This window comes from Rhodococcus sp. BP22, assembly GCF_014281965.1.
Lineage (GTDB): Bacteria > Actinomycetota > Actinomycetes > Mycobacteriales > Mycobacteriaceae > Rhodococcoides.
In genome coordinates this window covers 228,218-251,384 of sequence record NZ_JACFTB010000002.1, presented here as the reverse complement: position 1 = coordinate 251,384, position 23,167 = coordinate 228,218, and the positions used below count along the sequence as shown (strand labels likewise).

26 protein-coding genes are annotated in these 23,167 nt (G+C 61.6%); 18 read left to right on the top strand and 8 right to left on the bottom strand.

Annotation, left to right across the window (positions count from 1 at the left end; genetic code table 11):
* The first annotated feature begins 98 nt into the window (after positions 1-98).
* From rpsF to H2510_RS05695, 6 genes are all read left to right on the top strand, one after another.
* Positions 99-386 carry a 30S ribosomal protein S6 gene (gene rpsF, locus H2510_RS05720; RefSeq protein WP_186627379.1) on the top strand — a complete coding sequence of 96 codons (288 nt, stop codon included), beginning with the start codon at positions 99-101 and terminating at the stop codon, positions 384-386.
* Between the two features lie 58 nt (positions 387-444).
* The gene (locus H2510_RS05715) at positions 445-996 is read left to right on the top strand and encodes a single-stranded DNA-binding protein (protein WP_084345823.1); all 552 of its coding nucleotides are present in this window, start codon (positions 445-447) and stop codon (positions 994-996) included.
* A gap of 44 nt (positions 997-1,040) precedes the next feature.
* Entirely contained in the window at positions 1,041-1,283 is a 243-nt protein-coding gene (rpsR, locus tag H2510_RS05710) for a 30S ribosomal protein S18 (RefSeq protein ID WP_084345822.1), read from the top strand.
* 15 nt (positions 1,284-1,298) lie between these two features.
* Positions 1,299-1,754 carry a 50S ribosomal protein L9 gene (gene rplI, locus H2510_RS05705; RefSeq protein ID WP_186627378.1) on the top strand — a complete coding sequence of 152 codons (456 nt, stop codon included), beginning with the start codon at positions 1,299-1,301 and terminating at the stop codon, positions 1,752-1,754.
* An 812-nt stretch (positions 1,755-2,566) separates the two neighbouring features.
* Positions 2,567-4,966, top strand: a complete 2,400-nt coding sequence (gene dnaB, locus H2510_RS05700) for a replicative DNA helicase (RefSeq protein ID WP_186627377.1) — start codon at positions 2,567-2,569, stop codon at positions 4,964-4,966.
* 616 nt (positions 4,967-5,582) lie between these two features.
* A complete protein-coding gene (locus H2510_RS05695) occupies positions 5,583-6,047 on the top strand; it encodes a hypothetical protein (protein WP_186627376.1) in 465 nt (154 codons plus the stop codon).
* Positions 6,048-6,392: 345 nt separating this feature from the next.
* On the opposite strand, the gene H2510_RS05690 is transcribed toward H2510_RS05695, so the two are convergent.
* Entirely contained in the window at positions 6,393-7,049 is a 657-nt protein-coding gene (locus H2510_RS05690; protein ID WP_186627375.1) for a DUF6308 family protein, read from the bottom strand.
* 4 nt (positions 7,050-7,053) lie between these two features.
* On the opposite strand from H2510_RS05690, the gene H2510_RS05685 reads away from it, so the two are divergent.
* Positions 7,054-7,326 (top strand): hypothetical protein, encoded by a 273-nt coding sequence (locus H2510_RS05685; protein ID WP_186627374.1) that lies wholly within the window; start codon positions 7,054-7,056, stop codon positions 7,324-7,326.
* 201 nt (positions 7,327-7,527) lie between these two features.
* Here the strand turns inward: H2510_RS05685 and H2510_RS05680 are convergent, their stop codons facing one another.
* Entirely contained in the window at positions 7,528-8,100 is a 573-nt protein-coding gene (locus H2510_RS05680) for an HPP family protein (protein WP_186627373.1), read from the bottom strand.
* A gap of 265 nt (positions 8,101-8,365) precedes the next feature.
* Between H2510_RS05680 and H2510_RS05675 the strand changes: the two genes are divergently transcribed.
* The 4 genes from H2510_RS05675 (at position 8,366) to H2510_RS05660 (ending at position 10,805) form a co-directional block, all read left to right on the top strand.
* Positions 8,366-8,803: a pyridoxamine 5'-phosphate oxidase family protein gene (locus H2510_RS05675; RefSeq protein ID WP_186627372.1), complete on the top strand. Its 438-nt coding sequence runs from the start codon at positions 8,366-8,368 to the stop codon at positions 8,801-8,803.
* Positions 8,804-9,020: 217 nt separating this feature from the next.
* On the top strand, positions 9,021-9,962 hold the full coding sequence (locus tag H2510_RS05670) for a DUF808 domain-containing protein (protein ID WP_186627371.1): 942 nt from the start codon (positions 9,021-9,023) through the stop codon (positions 9,960-9,962).
* Between the two features lie 65 nt (positions 9,963-10,027).
* Positions 10,028-10,180: a hypothetical protein gene (locus H2510_RS05665; protein WP_186627680.1), complete on the top strand. Its 153-nt coding sequence runs from the start codon at positions 10,028-10,030 to the stop codon at positions 10,178-10,180.
* Positions 10,181-10,208: 28 nt separating this feature from the next.
* The gene (locus tag H2510_RS05660; RefSeq protein ID WP_261392756.1) at positions 10,209-10,805 is read left to right on the top strand and encodes a DUF6188 family protein; all 597 of its coding nucleotides are present in this window, start codon (positions 10,209-10,211) and stop codon (positions 10,803-10,805) included.
* Between the two features lie 11 nt (positions 10,806-10,816).
* Here H2510_RS05660 and H2510_RS05655 read toward each other — a convergent pair whose 3' ends face one another.
* Positions 10,817-11,722: a LysR family transcriptional regulator gene (locus tag H2510_RS05655; protein ID WP_222438351.1), complete on the bottom strand. Its 906-nt coding sequence runs from the start codon at positions 11,720-11,722 to the stop codon at positions 10,817-10,819.
* Positions 11,723-11,819: 97 nt separating this feature from the next.
* Here H2510_RS05655 and H2510_RS05650 point away from each other — a divergent pair, with 97 nt between their 5' ends.
* Positions 11,820-13,133 carry an NAD(P)/FAD-dependent oxidoreductase gene (locus H2510_RS05650; RefSeq protein ID WP_186627370.1) on the top strand — a complete coding sequence of 438 codons (1,314 nt, stop codon included), beginning with the start codon at positions 11,820-11,822 and terminating at the stop codon, positions 13,131-13,133.
* A 96-nt stretch (positions 13,134-13,229) separates the two neighbouring features.
* Here H2510_RS05650 and H2510_RS05645 read toward each other — a convergent pair whose 3' ends face one another.
* Positions 13,230-13,931 (bottom strand): DUF998 domain-containing protein, encoded by a 702-nt coding sequence (locus H2510_RS05645; protein WP_315901255.1) that lies wholly within the window; start codon positions 13,929-13,931, stop codon positions 13,230-13,232.
* A 378-nt stretch (positions 13,932-14,309) separates the two neighbouring features.
* Between H2510_RS05645 and H2510_RS05640 the strand changes: the two genes are divergently transcribed.
* The gene (locus H2510_RS05640; protein ID WP_186627641.1) at positions 14,310-14,993 is read left to right on the top strand and encodes a response regulator; all 684 of its coding nucleotides are present in this window, start codon (positions 14,310-14,312) and stop codon (positions 14,991-14,993) included.
* Positions 14,994-15,016: 23 nt separating this feature from the next.
* On the opposite strand, the gene H2510_RS05635 is transcribed toward H2510_RS05640, so the two are convergent.
* Positions 15,017-17,293 carry a bifunctional diguanylate cyclase/phosphodiesterase gene (locus H2510_RS05635; protein ID WP_186627368.1) on the bottom strand — a complete coding sequence of 759 codons (2,277 nt, stop codon included), beginning with the start codon at positions 17,291-17,293 and terminating at the stop codon, positions 15,017-15,019.
* A 437-nt stretch (positions 17,294-17,730) separates the two neighbouring features.
* Between H2510_RS05635 and H2510_RS05630 the strand changes: the two genes are divergently transcribed.
* Complete coding sequence (locus H2510_RS05630) at positions 17,731-18,003, top strand: hypothetical protein (protein ID WP_186627367.1); 273 nt, start codon at positions 17,731-17,733, stop codon at positions 18,001-18,003.
* A gap of 9 nt (positions 18,004-18,012) precedes the next feature.
* Here the strand turns inward: H2510_RS05630 and H2510_RS05625 are convergent, their stop codons facing one another.
* Positions 18,013-18,177, bottom strand: coding sequence for a hypothetical protein (locus H2510_RS05625; protein ID WP_186627366.1), 165 nt, complete (start codon positions 18,175-18,177; stop codon positions 18,013-18,015).
* A gap of 140 nt (positions 18,178-18,317) precedes the next feature.
* Positions 18,318-19,181 carry an MBL fold metallo-hydrolase gene (locus tag H2510_RS05620; RefSeq protein ID WP_186627365.1) on the bottom strand — a complete coding sequence of 288 codons (864 nt, stop codon included), beginning with the start codon at positions 19,179-19,181 and terminating at the stop codon, positions 18,318-18,320.
* A 277-nt stretch (positions 19,182-19,458) separates the two neighbouring features.
* Between H2510_RS05620 and H2510_RS05615 the strand changes: the two genes are divergently transcribed.
* The 3 genes from H2510_RS05615 (at position 19,459) to H2510_RS05605 (ending at position 21,675) form a co-directional block, all read left to right on the top strand.
* Positions 19,459-20,328, top strand: coding sequence for an SGNH/GDSL hydrolase family protein (locus H2510_RS05615; RefSeq protein ID WP_261392755.1), 870 nt, complete (start codon positions 19,459-19,461; stop codon positions 20,326-20,328).
* A 45-nt stretch (positions 20,329-20,373) separates the two neighbouring features.
* Complete coding sequence (locus H2510_RS05610; RefSeq protein WP_186627363.1) at positions 20,374-20,964, top strand: DUF937 domain-containing protein; 591 nt, start codon at positions 20,374-20,376, stop codon at positions 20,962-20,964.
* Between the two features lie 69 nt (positions 20,965-21,033).
* Entirely contained in the window at positions 21,034-21,675 is a 642-nt protein-coding gene (locus H2510_RS05605; RefSeq protein ID WP_186627362.1) for a LysE family translocator, read from the top strand.
* A gap of 30 nt (positions 21,676-21,705) precedes the next feature.
* Here H2510_RS05605 and H2510_RS05600 read toward each other — a convergent pair whose 3' ends face one another.
* On the bottom strand, positions 21,706-22,536 hold the full coding sequence (locus H2510_RS05600; protein ID WP_261392754.1) for an SDR family NAD(P)-dependent oxidoreductase: 831 nt from the start codon (positions 22,534-22,536) through the stop codon (positions 21,706-21,708).
* An 85-nt stretch (positions 22,537-22,621) separates the two neighbouring features.
* Here H2510_RS05600 and H2510_RS05595 point away from each other — a divergent pair, with 85 nt between their 5' ends.
* The gene (locus H2510_RS05595; RefSeq protein WP_186627361.1) at positions 22,622-23,128 is read left to right on the top strand and encodes a MarR family winged helix-turn-helix transcriptional regulator; all 507 of its coding nucleotides are present in this window, start codon (positions 22,622-22,624) and stop codon (positions 23,126-23,128) included.
* Positions 23,129-23,167: the final 39 nt, after the last annotated feature.

The following is a 23,167-nucleotide window of genomic DNA, read 5'->3' as shown; positions in this document are numbered from 1 at the left end:
ATAGCCGTGTACCCTCCAAGGGTTGCTGACGCAACGACCCTCCTGCCACGGATAGTCCGTGGCCGTTTTCACTAGTCCACAGGAGGTGATGAGGTCTTATGCGTCATTACGAATTGATGGTCATTCTCGACCCCAACCTTGACGAGCGCACTGTCGCTCCGTCTCTCGATACGTTCCTCAACGTCGTTCGCAAGGACGGCGGCAGCGTCGACAAGGTCGATGTCTGGGGCAAGCGTCGTCTGGCCTACGAGATCCTGAAGCACGCCGAGGGCATCTACGCCGTTGTGAACATCAACGCCGAGCCTGCGACTGTCAAGGAACTCGACCGCCAGCTCGGACTCAACGAGTCCGTGCTGCGCACGAAGGTCCTGCGACAGGGTAAGTAATTGTCGTTGCTCGCCTCTAGGCTGGCATCAACAATGACTTTCTACTGAAAGAGGAACCATGGCAGGCGAGACCGTCATCACCGTCGTCGGGAACTTGACGGCAGATCCAGAGCTTCGTTTCACCCCGGCCGGTGCGGCCGTGGCCAACTTCACCGTTGCGTCCACTCCCCGCACGTTCGATCGTCAGTCCAACGAATGGAAAGACGGAGACGCACTCTTCATGCGCTGCAACATCTGGCGTGAAGCTGCGGAGAATGTGGCCGAGAGCTTGACCCGCGGTGCGCGAGTAGTCGTGACCGGTCGGCTCAGGCAGCGTTCATATGAAACGCGTGAGGGCGAAAAGCGGACTGTCGTAGAGCTCGAGGTCGATGAGATCGGCCCATCTCTGCGCTACGCCACCGCCAAGGTCAACAAGGCCAATCGCGGTGGTGGTGGAGCAGGCGGCGGCTTCGGCGGCGGCTCCGGTTCCTCAGGTGGATCAGGCGGCGGACGCCCGTCGTCCAACGCCAACTCGGCACCCAGCGGCGGAGACGACCCTTGGGGCAGTGCGCCTCAGGCGTCGGGTTCGTTCGGTGGAGCTCGCGGCGGAGACGACGAACCCCCGTTCTAGATCCTTGAAAGATCGAGAACACCCAGATGTAACGGAGAAAGACCATGCCAAAACCGCCATTGCGCGACAAGGTGCTCAAGAAGAAAGCGTGTTCCTTCTGCAAGGAAAAGGACGCGTCGATCGATTACAAGGACACGACGCTGCTGCGTAAGTACGTCAGCGACCGCGGCAAGATCCGCGCGCGTCGAGTCACCGGCAACTGCGTCCAGCATCAGCGCGACGTGGCCGTTGCCGTGAAGAATTCGCGTGAGGTTGCATTGCTTCCTTACGCCGCGACGGCACGATAGAAAGGGAGATCACTCATGAAGCTGATCCTCACCGCTGATGTTGACAACCTCGGTACGCCGGGCGACACCGTCGAGGTAAAGGACGGATACGGCCGCAACTTCCTGCTGCCCCGCAAGTTGGCCATCCTGGCCACTCGCGGAGCTGAGAAGCAGGTAGAGGGCATTCGCCGCGCTCAGGAAGCTCGTGCCGTCCGCGGACTCGAGCACGCCAACGAGCTCAAGCAGGCAATCGAAGGACTCGAGTCCGTGAAGCTGGCAGTGAAGACTGCAGGCAATTCGGGCAAGCTGTTCGGCTCGGTTACGGCTGCGGACGTCGCTTCTGCTCTCAAGGCAGCGGGCGGCCCGATCGTCGACAAGCGCAGCATCGATTTGCCGAAGGCTCACATCAAGAGCACGGGTGGCCACGACATCGTCGTCAACCTGCACCCCGATGTGACCGCAAAGTTCAAGCTGGATGTCGTCGGAAGCTGATTTGTAGCTTTCGGTCATATCGGCTGAGAAAGGCCCCACGAACTCTCGTTCGTGGGGCCTTTTCTTGTCTCGACGGTCTGCAGTAGCGGGGCATGGACGCCGAAGCGCTGGGGGTCGTGCCTGAGCCCTTGTGCCGCCGGACGTGGCCTCCGGTGATCACCGGGCCGGGTTGGTGTCGTCAGGTCCCGCTGGGCGGGCAACACGGCGGTCGGAATCTGACGACACCTGGCGTCGAATCGGCGGATCTTGCCGAATGTCGAGGCCGAGATCGATGCTTCGGAGAGTCGAGTCGATAGAAGTCTCGGCCCGGATCCGTGCGTGAATCTGTAAATCCGGCGCAGACCAATCCCGCTACCCGCTTTAGTGAGTGTTCCCAGACACTGTGACCTAGTTCACTTTTAAATTCACCTGCTGTTTACTCAACACGCCCGAGTTGTCAACTCGGGCGACACGCCGCGAATTAATCCATACACAGGAAAGAAACTTTATATACATGCTTTGAGCTGGCGATATGGCCAAAATTGGAAAAGTTATACCCAGGTTATCCCCAGGTGGTCAACACGGTTAGTGGGAACTATCCACAATTACTCCACAGATTCATCCACAGGCCGTGTTGTGACTGACGACGAGAACACCTAACGTCCCTCGAGCGTCTCTCCACCGCACAGGTGGGTGTGTTCGGTGGCGGCAGCGCTCTGTACCCAGGGGTGTCGTAGTCGAGGGGTACAACTTGTTTCAGTAGGTCTTGTTGCAGTGCGTCGCCGGGCTAAAACGACGATGGTGATTTCCGACAGGAAGGACGGTCGAATTCGGTGGCTGTTGTAGATGATCGAGGTCAATCGGATTACTCCTCCGAGGCGCCACGAGAGGCCCCAGGCGAGGACTTCGGTCGGCAGCCCCCCCAGGACATGGCGGCAGAGCAGTCGGTACTGGGCGGCATGCTCCTGAGTAAGGACGCCATCGCTGACGTCCTCGAGGTGCTTCGACCCGGCGACTTCTACCGTCCGGCCCACCAGAACATCTACGACGCCGTTCTCGACCTCTACAGCCGCGGTGAGCCCGCCGACCCCGTCACCGTCTCGGCCGAACTGGACAGGCGCGGCGAACTGAAGCGGATCGGCGGCCCGCCGTACCTGATCACGCTCACTCAGACGGTGCCGACGGCTGCCAATGCCGGCTATTACGCGGAGATCGTCGCGGAGAAGTCGATTCTGAGGCGGCTCGTGCAGGCCGGCACACGCATCGTTCAGTTCGGCTACGCAGGCGCCGACGGCCAGGATGTGGCCGAGGTTGTCGACCGGGCGCAGGCCGAGGTCTACGAGGTCACAGAGCGTCGCACTTCGGAGGACTTCATCCCCCTCGAAGAGCTACTCCAGCCCACCATGGACGAGATCGACTCGATCGCCAGCCGCGGAGGAATTTCGCTCGGCGTCCCTACCGGATTCGCGGAACTCGACGAGATCACCAACGGTCTTCACCCAGGTCAGATGATTATTGTTGCCGCACGTCCTGGCGTGGGCAAGGCATTGGCACTCGATACTCCCCTGCCTACGCCCGATGGCTGGACCACCATGGGTGAAGTGATGGTGGGTGACCAACTGATCGATGCCCACGGCAGGCCCACCCGCGTCGTTGCAACCACCGACGTCATGGTCGACCGCCCGTGCTTCGAACTCGAGTTCTCCGACGGCACAGTGATCGTTGCGGATGCGCAGCACCAGTGGTTGACAGATACTCGCGCGTCGCGGAAGTCCGCCCAGGCCGCTGCAGTCGGATACAACCGCACGCGCAATCAGCGAACTTTTGCTGAAGTACGCACAACCGAAGAGATTGCTCGGACGGTTCGCTGCAACACCAAAGACGCTCGCATCAACCACTCGGTGGTTAATGCCGAGGCCTTGCAGCTCCCCGAGCGCGAACTGTTGGTGCCGCCTTATACGTTGGGCGCGTGGCTCGGCGACGGTACCTCTGCGTGCGCTCAGATCACGAGCGCTGATCCCGAGATCATCACTCGTATCGAGGGCGAAGGCTTAGAGGTGACGAAGGCTGATCTCTACCTGCGGACTATTGGGGTACTCGGCGACAAGCACATCCCGAGCGAGTACCTGCGTGCCTCTGAAAGTCAACGTCGAGCACTCCTCGCGGGCCTGCTCGATACCGATGGAACGGTGACCGCTGGCGGGTCGGCTCAGTTCTGCGTGACCAGTGAGCGTCTTGTCAAGGGTGTTCGCGAACTCGTCGCCAGCCTCGGCTATCGCGTGCAGATGTCGACGAAACGAGTAAAGGGGCGTAGCGAGGCGTCTTCGACGGCCTATGCCTTGACCTTCGCGACCGATGATGTGGTATTCGGTTTGCATCGAAAGCAGATACTGCACAAGGAGCGTCGCGCAGCGAGCTCGTCTGTACGCTCCGGATCTCGCTTCATCGTCGACGTCCGCAAGGTCGACTCCGTTCCAGTGCGTTGCGTCGAGGTCGACAATGCCGATCACCTCTACCTGGCCAGTGAGTCGATGATTCCGACGCACAACTCAACAATTTCGATGGATTTCATGCGTTCGTGCTCCATCAAGCACGGCATGCCAAGTGTCATTTTTTCGCTGGAAATGAGCCGCACCGAGATTGTGATGCGACTGCTGTCGGCCGAGGCCGGTATCAAGCTCGGCGACATGCGTTCCGGAAAGATGACCGACGAAGACTGGACTCGTCTGGCGCGTCGTATGAGTGAGATCAGTGAAGCGCCGTTGTTCGTCGACGACTCACCGAACCTCACGATGATGGAGATCCGCGCCAAAGCCCGCCGTCTCAAGCAGCGCAACGGTCTGAAACTCATTGTGGTGGACTACCTTCAGCTGATGTCGTCCGGCAAGAAGGTCGAGTCGAGGCAGCAGGAAGTTTCGGACTTCTCTCGTCAGCTCAAGCTGTTGGCCAAGGAACTCGAATGTCCCGTTGTTGCGGTGTGTCAGCTCAACCGTGGCCCGGAACAGCGAACCGACAAGAAGCCGATGGTGTCCGATCTCCGTGAGTCCGGCTCGTTGGAGCAGGACGCCGACATGGTCATCCTGCTGCACCGTCCCGACGCGATCGAGCGTGACGACCCCCGCGGCGGCGAGGCCGACCTGATTCTAGGCAAGCACCGTAACGGTCCGACCGCGACAATCACTGTGGCACATCAGCTTCACCTGTCCAGGTTCGTGGATATGGCGCGCGGGTAGGTCTCTGTCGAGTTGCAGCGAAGATTGTCGGAGCGCGACGGTAGTCCAACTAGACCGCCGCCGACCCTCGACTGGTCAGAATTCCAGCACGAGCCGACCAGCTCACGGGTCGCCGTTGCCCCACAGGCAATCACACTTACCTGCCGCATGTCGCGCTGACCGAATCGGCCCGCGCGGGGCGCCAGCGGCCGGAACCTGTTGCGGCGCAGAACGTCCGCTACTGCCGATGGATGTGCCCCGTGAGGATTCGGCAGATGAGGTCGAGTTGTCCGGAGACTGGCGTCAGCGAGGGGTGGCGACTGAAACGCTTCGCCGTGGAGGTTGACTCGCTGGATCGGTGGGCGCTGCTGACCGTGTGGTGGTTGCGCATCGAAAGACCCTGCGCGAGTCGGGATTCACGCGCGATGGCTATCACGAGGGCGATAGGCTGGTGTACGACGTGCAGCACTCGAAGTGGTGCCGCCACCATGCCCGCTATTGCGGATGCGATCAGGATTGGTCCACCCGCACGCCGTGATGCCACAGCCTCGGTGCCCGGGACCGGGTTCGGTTATAGTTCCCGGCGCCGGCGATCTAGGATGATCGTCGTTCTATCTGCTCGTGACGGGGGGAATCCGTGTTCGGCTTCTATGTGGTGATGCTGTTCGTCAGTGGAATCGTCGTGATCGGTGTGGTGCTGGTGGCCTCCGAACTGCACCCCGGCCGCCGCGTTGTCAACGGTCTCATCGGCACCGCGTTCCTGGGCTACGGCATCTATCTGGCCGTGTTCTTCCAAAGTGGCGAGTACCGAATCGTCATCTGGGTCTTCATCCTTCCGTTCATCGTGCTGGCCGACGCGATGCGCACCGTCGACCCCACACCGCCGCACGGGGTTTACTCCCCCGACCCCGATGCCTACCTCGTCGACCCCGACCCCGATGCCTACCTCGTCGACCCCGACCCCGACCCGGCACCGGCTCGTACCGCCGCCACCCGCGAACGCATTGCCGCGGCCAAGTCTGCCCAACTCGAGGCCCTTCGCGCCAAGCATGCCGCCAAGAGCAATGAGTTCGACGATCACGCGCCGTCTACGCCTGCCTGACGAGTGGCATGGCGTCGGCAACGAAACCATCAATGTTTCGCTCCGCCAATATCTTCCCCGCCACCTCGACCTACCGCGACTCTAGGTCAACCAGGCCGCATTGAGTACCCGGCGCAGGTGCTGCCCGTGTTCGGTCCCTGCGCCCGACGCCGTGAAATGTCGACGCCATCGCCTTCGCCGCCGGCCTTGGAACACGATGTTCGCCTCGCTTCTGCGGATCGGACGCGAGGCTCCCGGCTACAGCCGATCCACCACTGCGGAAAATGGCAGGAAAGGGACTGGTCGAGCTCCGCGGCAGCCGTCGCACCGCGCATTACGTGCTGCCGAAGGCTTGACGGCAGTCGATCAAGGCTTCGCGACGTACCCCTTGCCCTGCATCCACGCCAGCACGTCCAGGACCCGCAGTGCCGGCACCGAATCGTCCAGGCTGGCCCGATCACGCAGATCGAGCAGCCGATGGTGCAGTGCCCCGTCGTCGTGTCGCAGGGCCAGCCTGATTGGTTCGAGGTGGGCCGACTTGGTTCCCAGCTGACGGCCGACGACCTCGTCGTAGATCGGGTACAGCCGCGGCCGCTTGCGCGCGATGAGCTTCGAGGCGATCGTCCGGCCGATGCCGTGGATCTCCCGCAGCGCATTCTCCAACTGCCAGGCCGGGGACTCAGCCGTCATCGGGTCGTGTTCCTCGGCCAGGTCGCGGTCCGGCCCCACATCCGTCAGCAGAGCCGCCATCTCGTCGCGGCGTTCCCCGAGGAGGAGCCACGCGCCCTGCGCCTGGACCTGCACGGACAGCAGGGTGACCGCGACGAGGTCGTCGGTGGTGAAGACGTACGCGTCCGCAGCGCGCCGTCCGCTGGGATCCCACGCGTCCCAACGGGCTCCGGTTCGGATGTGGCCGGTCTTGTCGACCTGGTGGGTGAAGTACTCGCGCAAGATGTCGATCGCCGCTGCGTCGTCCCCCTCGCGGAGGACCTTCGGCAGTCGGATCGGTGCGTTCTCGAGCATATGTTTGTCCCTGATTCTGTTCGGTCACTGCGAGCAGTGCTGCCCGGATCTCGGTAGCGGGCCCGGCCAGGTCGACGGCCAGGTAGCGGTAGCGGTGCCTCTGGATGGTGGCGGACTCGTCGAGGTCTCGCCCGACGGTCGGATACAGCAGCACCTCTTCCGGGACGGGACCATGCGCGTCGACCTCGTACTGGTTCTCCTAAAGCGCGTTGGTCTGCCGATGTCGGACTCGCGAGATCTGAACCGGACCGCCCGTCTCATGACACAGGAATGCTGAAACGCGGCCTCGAGTTGCTCGGGGTTCGGTCGCAAAACAGCAATGTTGGCTCACATATCGACGCTGGGGCACAACATAATACAAATATTTCGGTGAGCATGACGCCGGCTGTCACTCGTGAAGAACGATCGAATGAAGCCCGCCTCACACCCTCCCCGTCGCTACACGAATCACGCGCCCGCCGTGTGCGGCCCCGCGAGGTCAGTCCGAAATACGAGTATCGAGGTTCACCTTGGTTACACCGTCGATGGTGGAGAGCAACCTGTGCACGACATGCCGTTCGGTGTCGTCGTCGAACCCTCCTCCTACTTCCACGACACCACCGCTGCGGACTGCGATCACCCATCGGCGGGTGCTGCCGGAGTAGTCGTCGAGCAGTGCGCGGACTTTCGCGGCGATGACCTCGTTGTCGCCGATGATCAGGCTTCGCAACACGTCGCTGCGGGCGATGACACCCACCAGGATCCCGGACTCGACGACGGGCATCGAGCGCACATGCCGATCCAACATAACCGCTGCCGCGGTCGACGCTTCCCACTGTGGTTCCGCTGTCTCTACTTCGCTGACCACTGCCGGCGAGATCACTGCTTTCGGGTTCGATGTCTGAAACGCCAACAGATCCGATTCCGACACGATCCCTACCAACGCGCCTTTCCGGTCGACGACCGGGAGCGCTGCGAATCGCTTACTGGTCAACAGCATGATCGCCTCCCGCACGGGTGTGTCGCGTTGGGCGGTCACGACCTCGCGGGTCATCAGATCACGAACCTTCATAGCTTGCCTCTTCCGTTTGCTGCCGTACTGACTCTCGTAAAAAACGCTGATACGCGGTCCGCCGTGGGGCTCTTCGGACACTCTGACCCTAACCCCACGGCAGCGTGTAACAGACGTGACAGGGCAGTGTGTGAGCAACGGAACCGACACCGAAAAATCTATGCCGACAACATCATTGAACTCGGTGAACGGGGCGGGCGGCCGCTCCCCGAAAGTGTTGCCGATACGGCAGACAATAACGCGCCCGGAGTGAGAGAATCGGGTCATGATCGCACCTGATGCGCATAACCCTGCTGGGCCGGTTCGTGTCTTCACCGAGGAGCAGAGCTGGGATGCGCTGCGTTCGGAGAGGCTGGGTCGCCTGGTGACCTCGGTCGGCGGGCGGATCGACGTGGTTCCCGTCAACTACCTGGCTGACAGTGGCCGGTTGTTGTTCCGGACTGCGGAGGGCACCAAACTCGTCGAACTCAGCATCGAGAACCGCGTCGTCTTCGAAGTCGATCACATCAACCCCGGCGTCTCCGGTTGGAGCGTCGTCGTGCATGGCACGGCCCGCACCCTGAGCAGTTCCGCGGAAATCGCCGAAGCTGAAGCTCTCGACCTTGTCTCCTGGGTTCCCACCACCAAATACAACATTGTGGAAATCGTCCCTACAGAGATCAGCGGCCGCGAGCTCATGTTCGGAGACAAGCCGGACGCCTGATCTGGGCTTCATCGACTCGATACACGATCACTCAGAGATCGAGGACCGCCGGCTGTTGTCGGGTGTCCGTGTTGTCCGGTAGTCGCCGAGAGTAGCGGGCGGGCCGGTGCCGGTATTGTGCTGTACGACCGATGCCGACGCCGACGTTCATGAGATCAGACGCATTCATGGAACCGACCGTCTATACGTTCTACGCGCTGATTTCTGGAGGTCTGTGATGGCTGGTGGACTTGTTGCTCTTCTCGACGACGTCGCAGCGCTTGCTCGTCTGGCCGCTGCATCGATCGACGACGTCGGGGCGGCGACCGCGAAAGCGACAACCAAGGCCGCCGGTGTAGTCATCGACGATGCGGCCGTGACGCCACAGTATGTTCGTGGCCTCGCCGCCGAGCGCGAACTGCCCATCATCAAGCGGATCGCCATCGGTTCGCTGCGCAACAAGCTCATCATCATTCTGCCCATCGCGCTCTTGCTCAGTCAGTTCCTTCCGTGGCTGCTGACCCCCATTCTCATGCTCGGTGGTTGCTATCTCAGTTACGAAGCAGTGCACAAGATTTGGGGCGCGCTCTTCGGTCACGGTGAGCATCATGAGGCGGCGGCAGACGAGCCGCGCGATGAGGATAGCGTCGTCTCGGGAGCTGTCCGTACAGATCTGATTCTGTCAGCGGAGATCATGGTCATTGCGCTCGATACCATTGCAAGCGAAGGCTTCTGGAACCGCTTGGTCGTCCTTGCAGTTGTCGCAGTCGTGATTACCATTGCCGTCTACGGCGTCGTCGGGCTCATCGTCAAAATGGATGACATCGGTCTGAAGCTTGCGGAGAACTCGACCGGGTTGCTCGAGAAGTTCGGGCGCGGCCTGGTGCGTGGGATGCCACACGTCATGTCCGTCCTGTCCGTGGTCGGAACCGCTGCCATGTTGTGGGTCGGTGGACATATTTTGCTCAACGGAATCGACGAGCTCGGTTTTCATCCGATCTACCAGCTGGTTCACCACCTCGAGGACGCTGTCGGTGATATCTCCGGCATCGGAGGGGTGTTGGCATGGATCGTCAATACGATCGCGTCCGCGATCCTCGGTTTGATCGTCGGCCTGATAATCGTCGGCGGCCAACTCGGGATCACCCGCGTTCTCGCCAAGCGGTCCAAAGCGCACTAGCGCGTCGGGTCCGCCGAACGCCTTCACAGGTTGCGCCCCCGACCAGGGCAGGGGACAGTTCTGGTGTGCACATCGGGGACGGACTTCAGCTGGCAGGGATCATCGGCCTCGCTGCTCTCGGAACGATGCTTCTCGTTGTCGGCGCACTGGGGTCGGGCATTGTCTTGTTGGCGGTGACGGCAGTGTGGTTCTGGCGGCTCTACCGAACGGCCGAATGAAAATCTCACTGGATTGGAGTCGTCAGTGATGACACCGGCACCGATGGAACTTGCACTGCAGTCCCGACGCGTCACGCGCGTTCTGTTGGACTTCGATCTGAGCATCGAGTTCGCCGGCGGCGCTACCGTTGCGTTCAGTGAGTTCGTGATCGGTGACGTGCTGGTGGACGAGGACAATCAGTTCGAGGGGCTGCGACTTGCCGCTGCTCTCGTCGGTCGTCTGTGCGAGAGCGTCGCTTACGCGGAGTCCGGTGAATTGACGATCGTGTTCGACGACGGAACGGTTGTCGAAGCGGCTTCGCGTGAAGAGGTCGAGTCCTGGGAGTACACCGGCTCCGACGGTTCCACGGTCGTCTGCCTTCCAGGCGGCGATATCGAGGTTTTCTCGGGTCCGTCGGATCCCCCGGCACCAATCCCTGCAGTCACCGCGCTACCTTCCGTCGGAGCCACGGTTGTTCGAATTGCGGTGGGAGACAAGTCGACCGTTGAGTTCTCCGACCGGAGCAGCGTGCCCGCGGCCGTATCGCTGGACCAGGCTTACCTGGTGTTGCGTGAAAGTGTGGCCGAAGTTTCCGAGCAACAGATAGCGCTCTCGTCGGGTGTGGTCATTGCTGTACCGCAGTGATCTTGTGCCGGTCACTTCTCCTGCGGTTCGGGTGCCGTTTCCGCCAGTGCCGCAACGAGGTCTCGCTGAATATCGGTGGCGGGTACTGTGCCGTCGACGACTGCAGATACGGCGAGTTGTAACCGACGCTTTGCTTCCCGTCGGAATACGAGGCCGCTGGTGGGGGTGCCTGCGGCGGTGCTGGCGTAGAGGATCGACCAGCAGTCCGGGCGATTGAGCAGTTCAGCGCTTGCGGTGTGGTCGAGGGCTACGGGTGGGCCGAAGGTCAGGCGCAGGCCGCTGCGCTTCATCGCACCTTCGACGATGCGGTGCAGCAGTATCTGTTCGCTGCGCTTGGGCAGCAGTAGCGGGTACGCGGCGAGGTCTTCCAAGCTCGGGTCGATTCGGTCGGCCAATGGATGCCGCTCCGATAGGACGACCACGAGGTCCTCGGTCCATAGCTCTTTCGCTTGCAGTCCTGATCGTTCGACGCTGCCTCGGATCAGCGCGACCTGACAATCCCCGGTGGTGACGGCTTCGATCTGTTCGGCGAATCGTTTGAGTACGAAGTCAATTTCTGCTTCGGGGTGTTGCTCACGCACACGCACGATTGCGGCCAGTGCGTTCGCGGCGAACGTCATGTTGCCGGTCAGTCTGAGTTGGTTGCGTTTTCGCGCAGTCAGTGCGAGCGCGGACTGTTCCAGCTCGATCATGTGTCGGGCGATCGACACCAATTGTGCTCCTACAGTGGTCAATCGGACGGATCGCGATGTTCGTTCGAACAGGGGCTCGCCCATCTCGCGTTCGAGTTTGGCGATCTGCAGGCTGACTGCGGACTGGGAGATGTAGAAGCGCTCGGCGGCCCGCGAAAAGTTCAACTCCTCGGCGACGGCGAGGAAGTATTTCACCTGTCGTAGTTCCACTATTTCTCCATCCATGAGTTCTGCTCATTGATGCTATGCGATCTTTCGCGTTGATAGCGACCGGATACAAGCGTTGCATGTACTTAACAGCTTTCGAGTAGGAGGATTTGTCGTGGATGAGTACGAGGTCGTGATCGTCGGATCAGGATTCGGAGCTTTGGCTGCCGCCAAGACTCTGGGCAAGGCTGGCGTGAAGTTCTCGCTTATCTCCAGCACCACCGAGCACCTGTTCCAACCGCTGCTCTATCAGGCGGCCACCGGAATGATCTCGACGGGAGAGATTGCCCCGCCGATCAGGCGCATCCTCGCCGAGTACGACTCGGCCGATGTCCGGCTCGGTCGCGTCGTCGACGTAGATCCCGAGCGGCACGTTCTCACCTACACCGCAGCGGGCTCCACCCGTTCGATCCGGTACGGCCGCCTCATCGTCGCTACCGGCGCTACGCAGGCATATTTCGGTCACGACGAGTTCAAGGACCGCACTTTCGCCCTCAAGACCGTGGACGACGCCATCGCCCTCCGCGAGCAGATCCTGAGTTGCTACGAAGAGGCGCATCTGACCTCGGACATCGACGCCAAGCGTGAACTCCTGAGCTTCGTCGTCGTCGGCGCTGGTGCGACCGGCGTCGAACTTGCCGGCCAGATCCGCGATCTTGCACACCGCTACTTCGCCGCCTCGTTCCCCGACATCACCCCGGATGACGTCACGGTCACCCTGGTCGACGGCGTCAAAGATGTATTACCTGCCTACGGTGGCCGGTTGAGCAAGTATGCGCGCGCCAAACTGGAACGGTCCGGGGTGGAAGTGGTGACCGGTGCCATGGTCACCGACATCGCCGATGACACCGTCACGATCAAAGACGTCGACACCAAGGACGTACGCACCATCGCCGCCAAGACCGTCATCTGGTCGGCAGGCGTTCAGGCAAGCGCACTGGCTGCGACCATCGCCGAGCGAACAGGGTGCGAAACCGATCGCGCCGGGCGACTATTGATTCACGACGACCTGACTGTCGGCTCGGCATCGGACATCTTCGCCATCGGCGACGTCACGTCATTGAACAGCCTCCCCGGCCAATCCCCCATCGCGATGCAGCAGGGTAGGCACGCGGCCAAGATGATCACCGGAAAGGTGAAGGCAGGCACACCGTTCCGCTACGTCGACAAGGGCAGTATGTCGATCGTCGGTAGATTCAGTGCTGTCGCGCGTCTGTTCGGCAAGGTGGACATTGCGGGGCCGATCGCATGGGTTCTCTGGCTGGCAGTGCACCTGATGTACATGGTGGGCTTCAGGAACCGGTACGTGGCGGTCGTGTCTTGGCTCAGCTCCTACATCGGCGATCGGCGCCCACACTTCCAGTACACCGACAAGTGGGTAGATCAGGTCGAACTGGTCGAACCCGAAGTGGAGCGAGCGGCAGCCTGACGCCGCCCGCACGAACCGCGAGCGGAGTTCTCGGCAGAATTTCGAGCTTCAGGTCCACGATCCGTCGATGAACGACGTCGCAGGCCGGTACCTCCATCAGTCCGTACTGTGCGCCCGGACAACGCTGGGTGGTGCCAGGACCGTGAGCTTGCCGCTGATCGGACGCGGGTCACGACGGCAGTCGACAGTGGGGGCGATCCAGACACGTGGCCAGATCCGCGGGTCGAACGCCCGTACCGAGAAGTCGACGTTCCGCAGCACTGTGCGTCGTGCCAACGCCAGCAATACCGCGGTGCCGGTGACCGCCATCCACGTCGGCAAGGGGTAGAGCGCAAGGCGCTCGCCGAGACCGAAATGCAGCGCTTTCGCCAGCATGAGGACTGCCCCGAGCACTCCGACGAATGCGCACAGCGCCGACCAGATCGCCAACAAACGCTTCTCGTGCCACAGGTGCCATGCGATCAGTACGAGCACGACATGTCGTGCCACGAACCCCGGCAACACCGCAGTCCAATGGATGAGCGCTCCGTCGTTTGCCGGGAACAGTCCGGTGGCTGCAGTGCTCACGGCGATGACAACCGCCAGCGAGAGAATCCACTTCTTCGAACGACCATTTCGGATGTGTCGATGCAAGAAGAGAGCGCCGATGAGGGTCAATACCCCGAGCACTACGAACGTCGAGTTCATGACGTCGTGCATCGGAGAGCACGAATCGACGTCACAGGTCGTCACACCCAGCGAGCTGATCGAGTTCTGGGCAAAGCTGTAGGGCGTGTTCCACGCAGCAGCCGTGAACACCTCCGCCAACAAATATGCGAACGAGAGAATCCATGCAGTTCCTGCAGCGGCGTGGCGCAGGTCGTGGCTTCGGTGAGATGTGTCGGCGTGGTGTGGATAGCTGATGGCGGATCTCTCTGTCGATACAGACCTGACTTCTGGATCCGACTGTAGAGCGTCAACCTGAGAGCAGTGCCCCAAATGTCTCGTTTCGATCTCAGGATCGGCTGTAGTGGAAGAGCGAAGAGTATTCACGTGCGGGTCGTCCGGCATAGGCGTGTGGAGCTGGGCATCGGCTCGAAGTACGGTGTACCGGTAGCGGCTGGACCCAACAAGCGACGAGGGGATCGACGGATGCGCAAGGGTGTGTCTGTCGAGGTCACTCCCGACGGCGGTTCGATGGCGACGCCGCGAGTCAGAGTTCTCATCGTGGACGACGAACCGCAGATCCTGCGAGCACTCCGAATCAATCTGAACGTGCGCGGTTACGAGGTAGTGACGGCGGCATCCGGAGCCGAGGCGCTCCGAGTCGCCGCGAACTTCCATCCCGAGATCGTGATCCTCGATCTCGGTCTGCCGGATATCGACGGGATCGACGTCATCGGCGGCTTGCGCGGATGGACCGATGTGCCGATCGTCGTTCTCTCGGCTCGTACCGACTCCGTCGACACTGTCGAGGCACTCGATGCTGGTGCCGACGATTTTGTCACCAAGCCGTTCGGTATGGATGAGTTGCTCGCGCGTCTGCGCGCGGCTCTTCGACGCGGACCTCATGCGGCGGAAGCGGCCGTTGTGGTCACCGACTCGTTCACCGTCGATCTGTCCGCCAAAACTGTGGCGCGGCACGGAGCGAACATCCACCTCACTCGAACCGAATGGGGCGTGCTCGAACTCCTCGTCCGAAACCAGGGGAAATTGGTCTCCCAGAAGGAGATTCTGCAGACCGTGTGGGGCCCGCACCATGGGCGCGAAACGCACTATCTCCGAATCTATCTCGGTCAGTTACGGCACAAGCTCGAGGACGACCCGTCGCATCCGCGCCACCTGCTGACCGAGACCGGGATGGGCTACCGGTTCGTCTGAAGGCCATCGCAAGCGGTGGTCACCTATTCGACGGTATTCGACAAGTCGACACCGACCGGGTGCGCCGCGGCGAGCGTGGTCTGTAGCCAGTGTTCGAGTGGCGCCGGCCGCCCGTAGAGGTATCCCTGCGCGAAACGGCAATGCAGAGCCTCCACCGCGCGCGCTTGTTCCTCGGTTTCGACGCCCTCCGCCACGATGGACACAGGCAGCGCCCGCGCCATCGCTGCAATGGCGGCGACGAGTGAATTCGCGGACTCGCTGGTGCCGATCTCGGAGACGAAGGAGCGATCGATCTTGAGCAGGGCGATGGGAAGTTCGCGGAGTCGGCTGAGCGAGGAGTACCCGACGCCGAAGTCGTCGAGAACGATCAACACTTCCATCGCCGCAAGTTCGTCGAGGATCTTCTTGGCAGCGAAGACGTCGTCGATAAGTGCAGTCTCGGTGACTTCGAGAGCAAGATCGGCACCGCACAGGCCATACTCTTCCAGCATGTCGGAAACCAATTTCGGCAACGAGTCGTCGCGGAGTTGAACCGAGGAGATATTGACCGACATCGTGACGTTTTGTCCGGCTGCCCGAAGCGCGTTCAGATCCTGTAGAGCTGTGCGCAGAACGAAGGCCCCGATCTCACCGATCAGATTCGTGGATTCCGCTATCGGCACGAACTCGACGGGTGACCGTAAACGACCGTCACGGTTCCATCGCACCAGCGCCTCGTAGACGACGGTGCTTCGTGAGGACGTCGAGACGATCGGTTGATAGTGGACGACCAATTCACCGCGTCGGGTCGCCCCTCGTAGGGCAGTTGCCGTTTCGATCGCTGCGATCGAGGACGCGCGCAACGACTCGTCGAAGAAGGAGAAGCGGGAGGCACCTAGCGACTTCGCGTGATACATCGCCAGGTCGGCCTCGCGGAGGAGATCGTCCAGATCGCCTGGACGGTTGTCGGCGGCGGCAATCCCGACCGAAGCAGTGATGTACGCGGTGGCAACGCTGAGTACGAACGGCTCGGAGATCCGCTCGATCACCGAACGCGCCACCTCCTCCATCTCGGGACGAGTGCATCGACCGATAACGATGAACTCGTCACCTGCGTACCGCACCACGGTGTCCGAGGACCGTACTGTCGCGCGGATCCGATGGGCAGCTGCAGCGATCATCTCGTCGCCAACACGGTGACCGTAGGAATCGTTGACAGTCTTGAAGTTGTCGAGGTCGACGAACAGGATGAAGATTCGCCCACGTCCACTTGCGAGAGCCAATCGAGCAAACTGCTCGTCGAGCATCGTTCGGTTCGGTAGCCCCGTGAGCGTGTCGTGGGCCGCGCGGTATCGGGCGTCGTCCTCACTGCGTTGAACGAGGCTCATGGCGCGCTCGCCACGTAAGAACGTCCCGATCAGCAGTACCGAGAGCAACGCCGACCGCACCACGAGGTCGACCGTCGAGATCGAGGATCCGAGAACCAACGTGGCTGCGCACACCGCCAGCAGTGCGACGACGAACAGCACCCGACGGCGACTGTGCAGAGGAGGGGAATTCTGTCGATGCGACATCGTCGCCATCTGCGGATTGAGAGCCGCAAGAGCAAGTGACGCGTAGGCGAATAGGTAGATTCCGTCCAGTAGTCCCGGCGACAACGGAACCGTGCGTGAGAGGGACTGGGCGTAAGCAAGGTCGCCGACTAATATTGCGAGCAAGGCCACGAGAAGAAGGCGAAGCGCACGATTGCGATGCGTGGACGAGACGAGCAGGTACGTCACGAGCGTGATCATGCCTGCGTCGATTGCGGGATATACCCCATTGGCGATCGCGGCAGCCGTACTGACGGAGCCGTCGAGCAACGGGGATATCAGCACCACCCACGACACGAAAAGGGTGCCGACCGAGATGAGCCCGGCATCGATGAGCGGCGTGATGTCGTCTCTGGATCGTCGTTCGAGCACCCATCGCGCCAGCGCCGTCCCGATCAGGCAGTAGCCACCCAGCGTCAGTGCATTGGACAGTGCGGTGACACCGCCCGGATAGACCGTCGGGTCGCCGCGGAGACCGACCCCGACCAGAAAAAGTCCAGATGCGCCGAACAGGCACCACCACGACGTGGCATCGGCAGGCTTGTATCGACGAATACCGACACTGATGGCGACGATCGCTGACAACGCGAACGCGGCCATGACGATCGAGCGAACCGAGGAGTCACCGCGGAAGAAAAGAACACTACTGGCGACGACCGCTGAAGAAATGCCCACCAATTTGGGTAGACCGGCCAGCACTTGGTGCATCGGAAGAACCTTCGAGTCCATGCGAAGGTTTCCCCTTTCGTGTGCGGCGCCGGCGCGGCGGAGGCAATCGGGCATCCGCCGACTGCGAGATTAGCCCAGGATCGCCAGAGCGCGCGCGGAACCATCCTGCTGCGGACAATTTTCGTCGGTGACGAGGTTCAGAAACCGCAATGTCGCGCACCGTTTTGTCGATGAGCTACGCGTTCAAGATGACTCACAAGCTATCTTCCCTACGAAACAGCGGGGAGTGCGTGCTTGTAGGTCGATCGCAATCCCGGAGCACGGTGCTTCCCAAATCAGCGACCAGGAACTTGTTTACACGCAACAACTGGGCTTGCCGTCGAATATGTGCGATGCAACCGGGGCGCTCACCGCTTGAAAGAGTGTGTGGTGTTGCTGTTGACTTATCGGCATAGTCGGTCCCGTCAACGGGGGCTGCGCATTTGGGTCGGGGGGCCATGGATAGTTCGGTAGACCACAGCGAGGACAGTCAGGGCGAATTCGTGCGAGGCGACACCGTTATCGCGTTGCGGGACTTGGGGATACGAGCGTGGCGCAGCGGAGTGCCTGCGGGATCGATCGGCACGGTCGTCGAGGTCGACTGGCTGACCGACCTTCTCGTGGTATTCGACGTCGACGGTAGTTGGTTCACCGAACCCACCGAGGTCGAAAAAGTTGTCGCGCCCGGCGACGTTCGGCTGGTCCAACGAGCCGCCCGTCACCGGGGCTGATACGTCAATTCATTCGGTGTCGGTGGCGGGACCGTCGGTGGTTGCGCCACCTTCACCCGACCAGTCACCTGAATCCTGGCCGGCCGCGGGATCCGACTGCACGTCCGTGTGAGCGCCTTCGGCACCCTTTTCGGTGGTCTCGGTATGTGGCGTCTTTGCGTGTTTTCCAGTCATTGCAATTTCTTACCCGCGTCAGGATGGTTGAAACTCTCGGCTGCTCAGCCCCGTAGCTGTGGTCGTGGCCATCGGGCACGTCGGTGGAGAAAACCGTGTCGAACGTCGTCTACCAGAACGGCTGTGTCTCCGCCGTACAGTTAGAGGTGCATTCCATCCAACGATGCTCCGATGTGTTCGAAGTACCTTCGCGCCGAGCGGATTACGGCATCGTGGGCGTCGGTGGTGATGATTCGATCCCACCAGGCGCCGTACAGAGATCCGAACGGGAAGCGCCGAACCAGATCGACAGCTTTCCTGATGGTCTCGGGGTGCTCGGGGATGAGATTGGGATAGCTGTACATGAATCCGACCCAGCGACGGTCCGCCACCACAGTGAAGATGTCCCCGGCGAACAGGGCGCCACTGCCATCGACGCCGTCACCCCAGTGCATGACCGTGCCGCCGGCAAAATGAACTCCGGCATTGATCAGAGTTCGTCCGGGAAGCACCTCATGTGTGTCACCGGACCACAGGACGACGTTGTCGTTCCTCGGGATCCACTGCGCATCGCGTTCGTGCACGTAGATCGGCGCGTCACCGAATGCTCGGCTCCACTCGACCATCGAACTGTAGTAATGCGGATGCGACAGTGCGATCACCGAGATTCCTCCCAATTCCGTGATTCGCTCGACCGCGGCATCGTCGATGTACGTCGTGGAATCCCACAGCACGTTGCCGTCGTCTCCCGGCACCAGAAGCGCTCGTTGACCGATGGCAAGGTGCGGAGACGTCGCGATCCCCCAAAGGCCGGGCACTTCTTCCCGAATCTCGACGGTGTGGCCCAGAAGTCTCAGTTCGCCGAGACTCGTCCACTGCTGACCGTCGTACCCCACGTACTGGCGCTCGTCCTCGCAGATGAAGCAGTGAGCAGCCGCTGGGTCGGGCGAAGCTGCGGCGCTCAGTGGGTACTGAACGCCGCAGGTCACGCAGATCGGGTAGTCGTCACCGAAAGAACGAGACAATCTTGTCTTCTCGGTCTACAGGTCTTCGCGGTTACAGACCGAAGGGGAGCACGCCCGGAGCCAGTTCGAAGCCGCTGCTGCCGGCGGAGGCCGAGCTGACGCCGCCGAGAATGAGATTGATGAAATTCGTGATCATGTGAGTTCTTTCCTCCCATAGAGATGACAATGAACCCGGTCGACGCTACCGGTGATTCGGCCCGAACGGCAGCGGATGAAGCTGTGGGGTTCGTGTGAGATGAGGCCGGCTACGGCGTCGAACCGGCGTAGCGTCGATCCAATGCGGCGTGTGGCAGTGGGTCTGTTGGCAGCTTTCGCGCTGGTGAGTTGCTCCCAGAGTCCCGCCGAACAGGATCCCGCCGAACTGCCTCCGGCCATCGACTACGTCGCACTCGGTGACTCTGCGGCTTCGGGACCGCTGATCCCGGACCAGGTGGGATTCGCAGGCTGCTTGCAATCCGACGAGAACTATCCGCACGTCCTGGCGGGCTTGATCGGGGCCGCGTCGTTCACCGATGTGTCGTGTTCGGGCGCGAAGTCCGAGAACATCACCACGGTCGAGCAGATCACCGACAGCGGGTCGGTGCCGGTACAACTGGATGCGCTCTCTTCGGATACGGACCTGGTGACCATCACCATCGGCGGCAACGACGTGGATCTGGTGTCGACGGCGCGTCAGTGCATCAACTTCTCGCCGGAGCCGACAGGGCGATCGTGTCGGGATGCTCTGACCGAGGGCGGCACCGACAAGCTCGCCGACGCGATCTCCGCGGCGGCCCCGCGCTGGGGGCAGGTCTTCGAGGACATCAAGGGACGCGCCCCGAACGCGGATGTCGTCGTAGTCGGCTATGGAACCTATGTACAGCCGGGCGGTTGCTATGGAGTTCAACCGGTCTGGGCCCGAGACGCCGACTACCTGCAGCAGAGCATCGACACGATGAACGACGCTCTCGCCGAGCAGGCCGCGCAGCACGGTGCGAGTTTCGTCGACACCAGGCCCGTCAGCGTCGGTCACGACGCGTGCGCAGCAGGCGATCAGCGCTACCTCGAGGGTGTGTTCCCCCTGAACCGAGCAGCACCACTACACCCGACTGCAGCAGGAATGGCGGCATTCGCCCAGGTGATAGAGGATTCGCTTACGCTGAACTGACCGCGGCTCCCAACGGGGGGAGCCCACGCTCGGTAGGTGGACTTCATGGCATCGCTCGACGAACTGCTCGCACAGATTCCCATCGGTCAGATTGCATCGAAACTCGGTGTCGACGAGGAGACGGCGAAATCCGCTGTCACTCGGGCACTGCCCACATTGGTCGGTGGCCTCGAAGCCAATGCCAAAGACCCAGCAGGTGCTGCGTCCTTGGAGAATGCGCTCCAGCAGCACAGTTCTTCGGGATTGCTCGATGGCGGCGTCGACATCGAGCAGGTGGACGAGACAGACGGTGCGAAGATCGTGTCGAACGTCTTCGGAGACAAGAAGAACGACGTAGCAAGCGCGCTCGGCGGAATCAGCGGCGGTGCGGACAGTAACCTCGTGAGCAAAGTGCTGCCGATCCTTGCGCCGATCGTATTGGCTTATCTGGCAAAGAAATACACCGGCGGTCAGAGTGCGGGTGGCTCGGGTGGCGGCGGTCTCGGTGACCTACTGGGCAGCGTCCTCGGCGGAGCGACCAGCGGTTCGGGATCCGGCGGCGGACTGGGCGGACTCCTCGGCGGCATTCTCGGCGGTGGCTCCGGTGGCGGTATCGGCGATCTGCTCGGTGGATTGCTCGGGGGCGGCAAGAAGTAGTGCGGCTGGAGGTCCAGGACTCGAGAACTGGCCCGATACAACGTCGTTGACCGGTGCGATCGTTGAACCATGGTTTCGATGACGGCCGCTGCGGGGGTGTTCGCCGTCGCTATGGCGATGGTTCTGACCCCCGGTCCTAATATGATGTATTTGGTGTCGCGCAGTATTTCTCAGGGCAGGGTCGCTGGACTCGTCTCGCTCGGCGGCGTCGGGGTGGGATTGGTCGTCTATGTGGTGGCGACCAACCTCGGGCTGGCAGCGATGTTCGCTGCGGTTCCGACGCTGTACGCGGTCATCAAGGTCGCCGGCGCCTGCTACCTCGCCTGGCTGGCGTGGACGGCGTTGCGTGGAAGCCGTTCTGTGTTCGAAGTTTCTGGACTGCAACATGATTCGAATACTCGATTGTTCACGATGGGGCTGCTGACCAACTTGCTGAACCCCAAAATGGCCGTCATGTACATCTCGATCATTCCGCAGTTCATCGACCCTGCAGCAGGATCGATCCTGCTGCAAGGACTGGCACTCGGCGGCGTACAGATTCTGGTCGGGCTGACCGTCAACGCCCTGATCGTGCTTGCTGCAGGATCGATCGCGATGTTTCTGTCCTCGCGGCCGTCGTGGATCAAGTTGCAGCGTTACATGATGGGCACAGTTCTCGGGCTGTTGGCCGTCCGGCTTGCGGTCGATCCTTCTCGCCCTGTTCCCGCGTGAGAATGTAGCGGCCCGAGTGGAGAGGTGGCCTCACACCATGGTTGTCAGAACACCGCCGTCGGCACGAAGTGCTGCACCGTTCGTGGCGGAAGACCGTGGACTTGCCAGGTAGACAGCAAGATTGGCGATCTCGGTAGGTTCGATGAACCGCTGTAGCAGTGAGGTCGCGTTGCCGCCGATGATGGCGGCCTTGAGATCATCGGCGGGCATTGCCTGAGCTCTAGCGATCTGGGTGACAGTGGCTGCGACCCCGTCGGAGTAGGTCGGCCCGCCGAGGATCGTGTTCACGGTTACTTCGGTTCCGCGTGTGAGCTTGGCGAGGCCATTGCTCAGCGCGAGCATCCCGGCCTTCGTTACTCCGTAGTGCACCATGTCGGCTGGAATGTTCACCCCCGATTCGCTGCCGACGAAGATGATCCGGCCCCACCCGGTTACGAGCATCTTGCCCAAGACGTGCCGCGACAACCGGACGCCGCTCATGACGTTGATGTCGAAGTAGCGTTGCCATTCTTCGTCGGAAATCTGTTCGAAGGTTGCGAGCTCGAAAAGGCCGACGTTGTTGACAAGTATGTCGATATCGCAGAGAGATTCCAGAAGCTTGCCAACGTCTGTTGGATCTTCGAAGTCTGCAACGGCCCCGGAGATCGTCGCGCCCGGAACCTCGAGCCCCAATTGCCTGACGGCCTCGTCGAGCTTGCTCTCGCTGCGTCCGTTGATGACAACCGACGCTCCCTCCTGGAGGAGAGCTCGTGCAATCGCGTAGCCGATTCCTTGCGTCGAACCGCTGACGAAAGCCGACTTGCCGTGCAGCTGCAGATCCATGTCTCTCCTGGTGCGCTCGATCGATGCCGTATCGGGCATCGAATGACTTTCTCAGTCAAGTAAAACTATGACGATTGACTTTCTCAGTCAAGTCATCGGACGCGGTGTCGAGTAGTCTGCTTTCATGTCGGACCCCAGCGAACGAGCAGCACTCAGCGAAGAGGACCTCCAGACGTGGGCCGCCCTGGCCACCCTGCTGGAGTGGCTGCCCACTGCTCTCGACGCACAGCTCCAACGCGACGCAGGCCTGACCCACTTCGAGTACGGCATCCTCTTCGCCCTCTCGGAAGCGGCCGACCGCACACTCCGCATGAGCACGTTGGCAAGCTATTCCAACAGCTCCCTGTCGCGGCTCTCGCGTGCAGTGGCTCGCCTCGAGACGAAAGACTGGGTACGCCGCGCTCCCGACGCTGCGGACGGCCGCTACACCCTGGCCACCCTGACCGAGTCGGGGTCGGCGAAGGTCGACCAGGCAGCCCCCGGGCACGTGGACGTCGTCAACCGGCTCGTCTTCGACCCGTTGACGCAGGTCCAGGCGCGTCAGCTCGGCGGAATCAGTCGGCGCATCATGACGGCGATACGGTCCGAGGAGGGCTGGCAACCTTCGGCGGACCCCGGGCGCCCACGCTGAGAGCTCGCACCCTTTTTCCAAAGCTGCACGCTACATTCG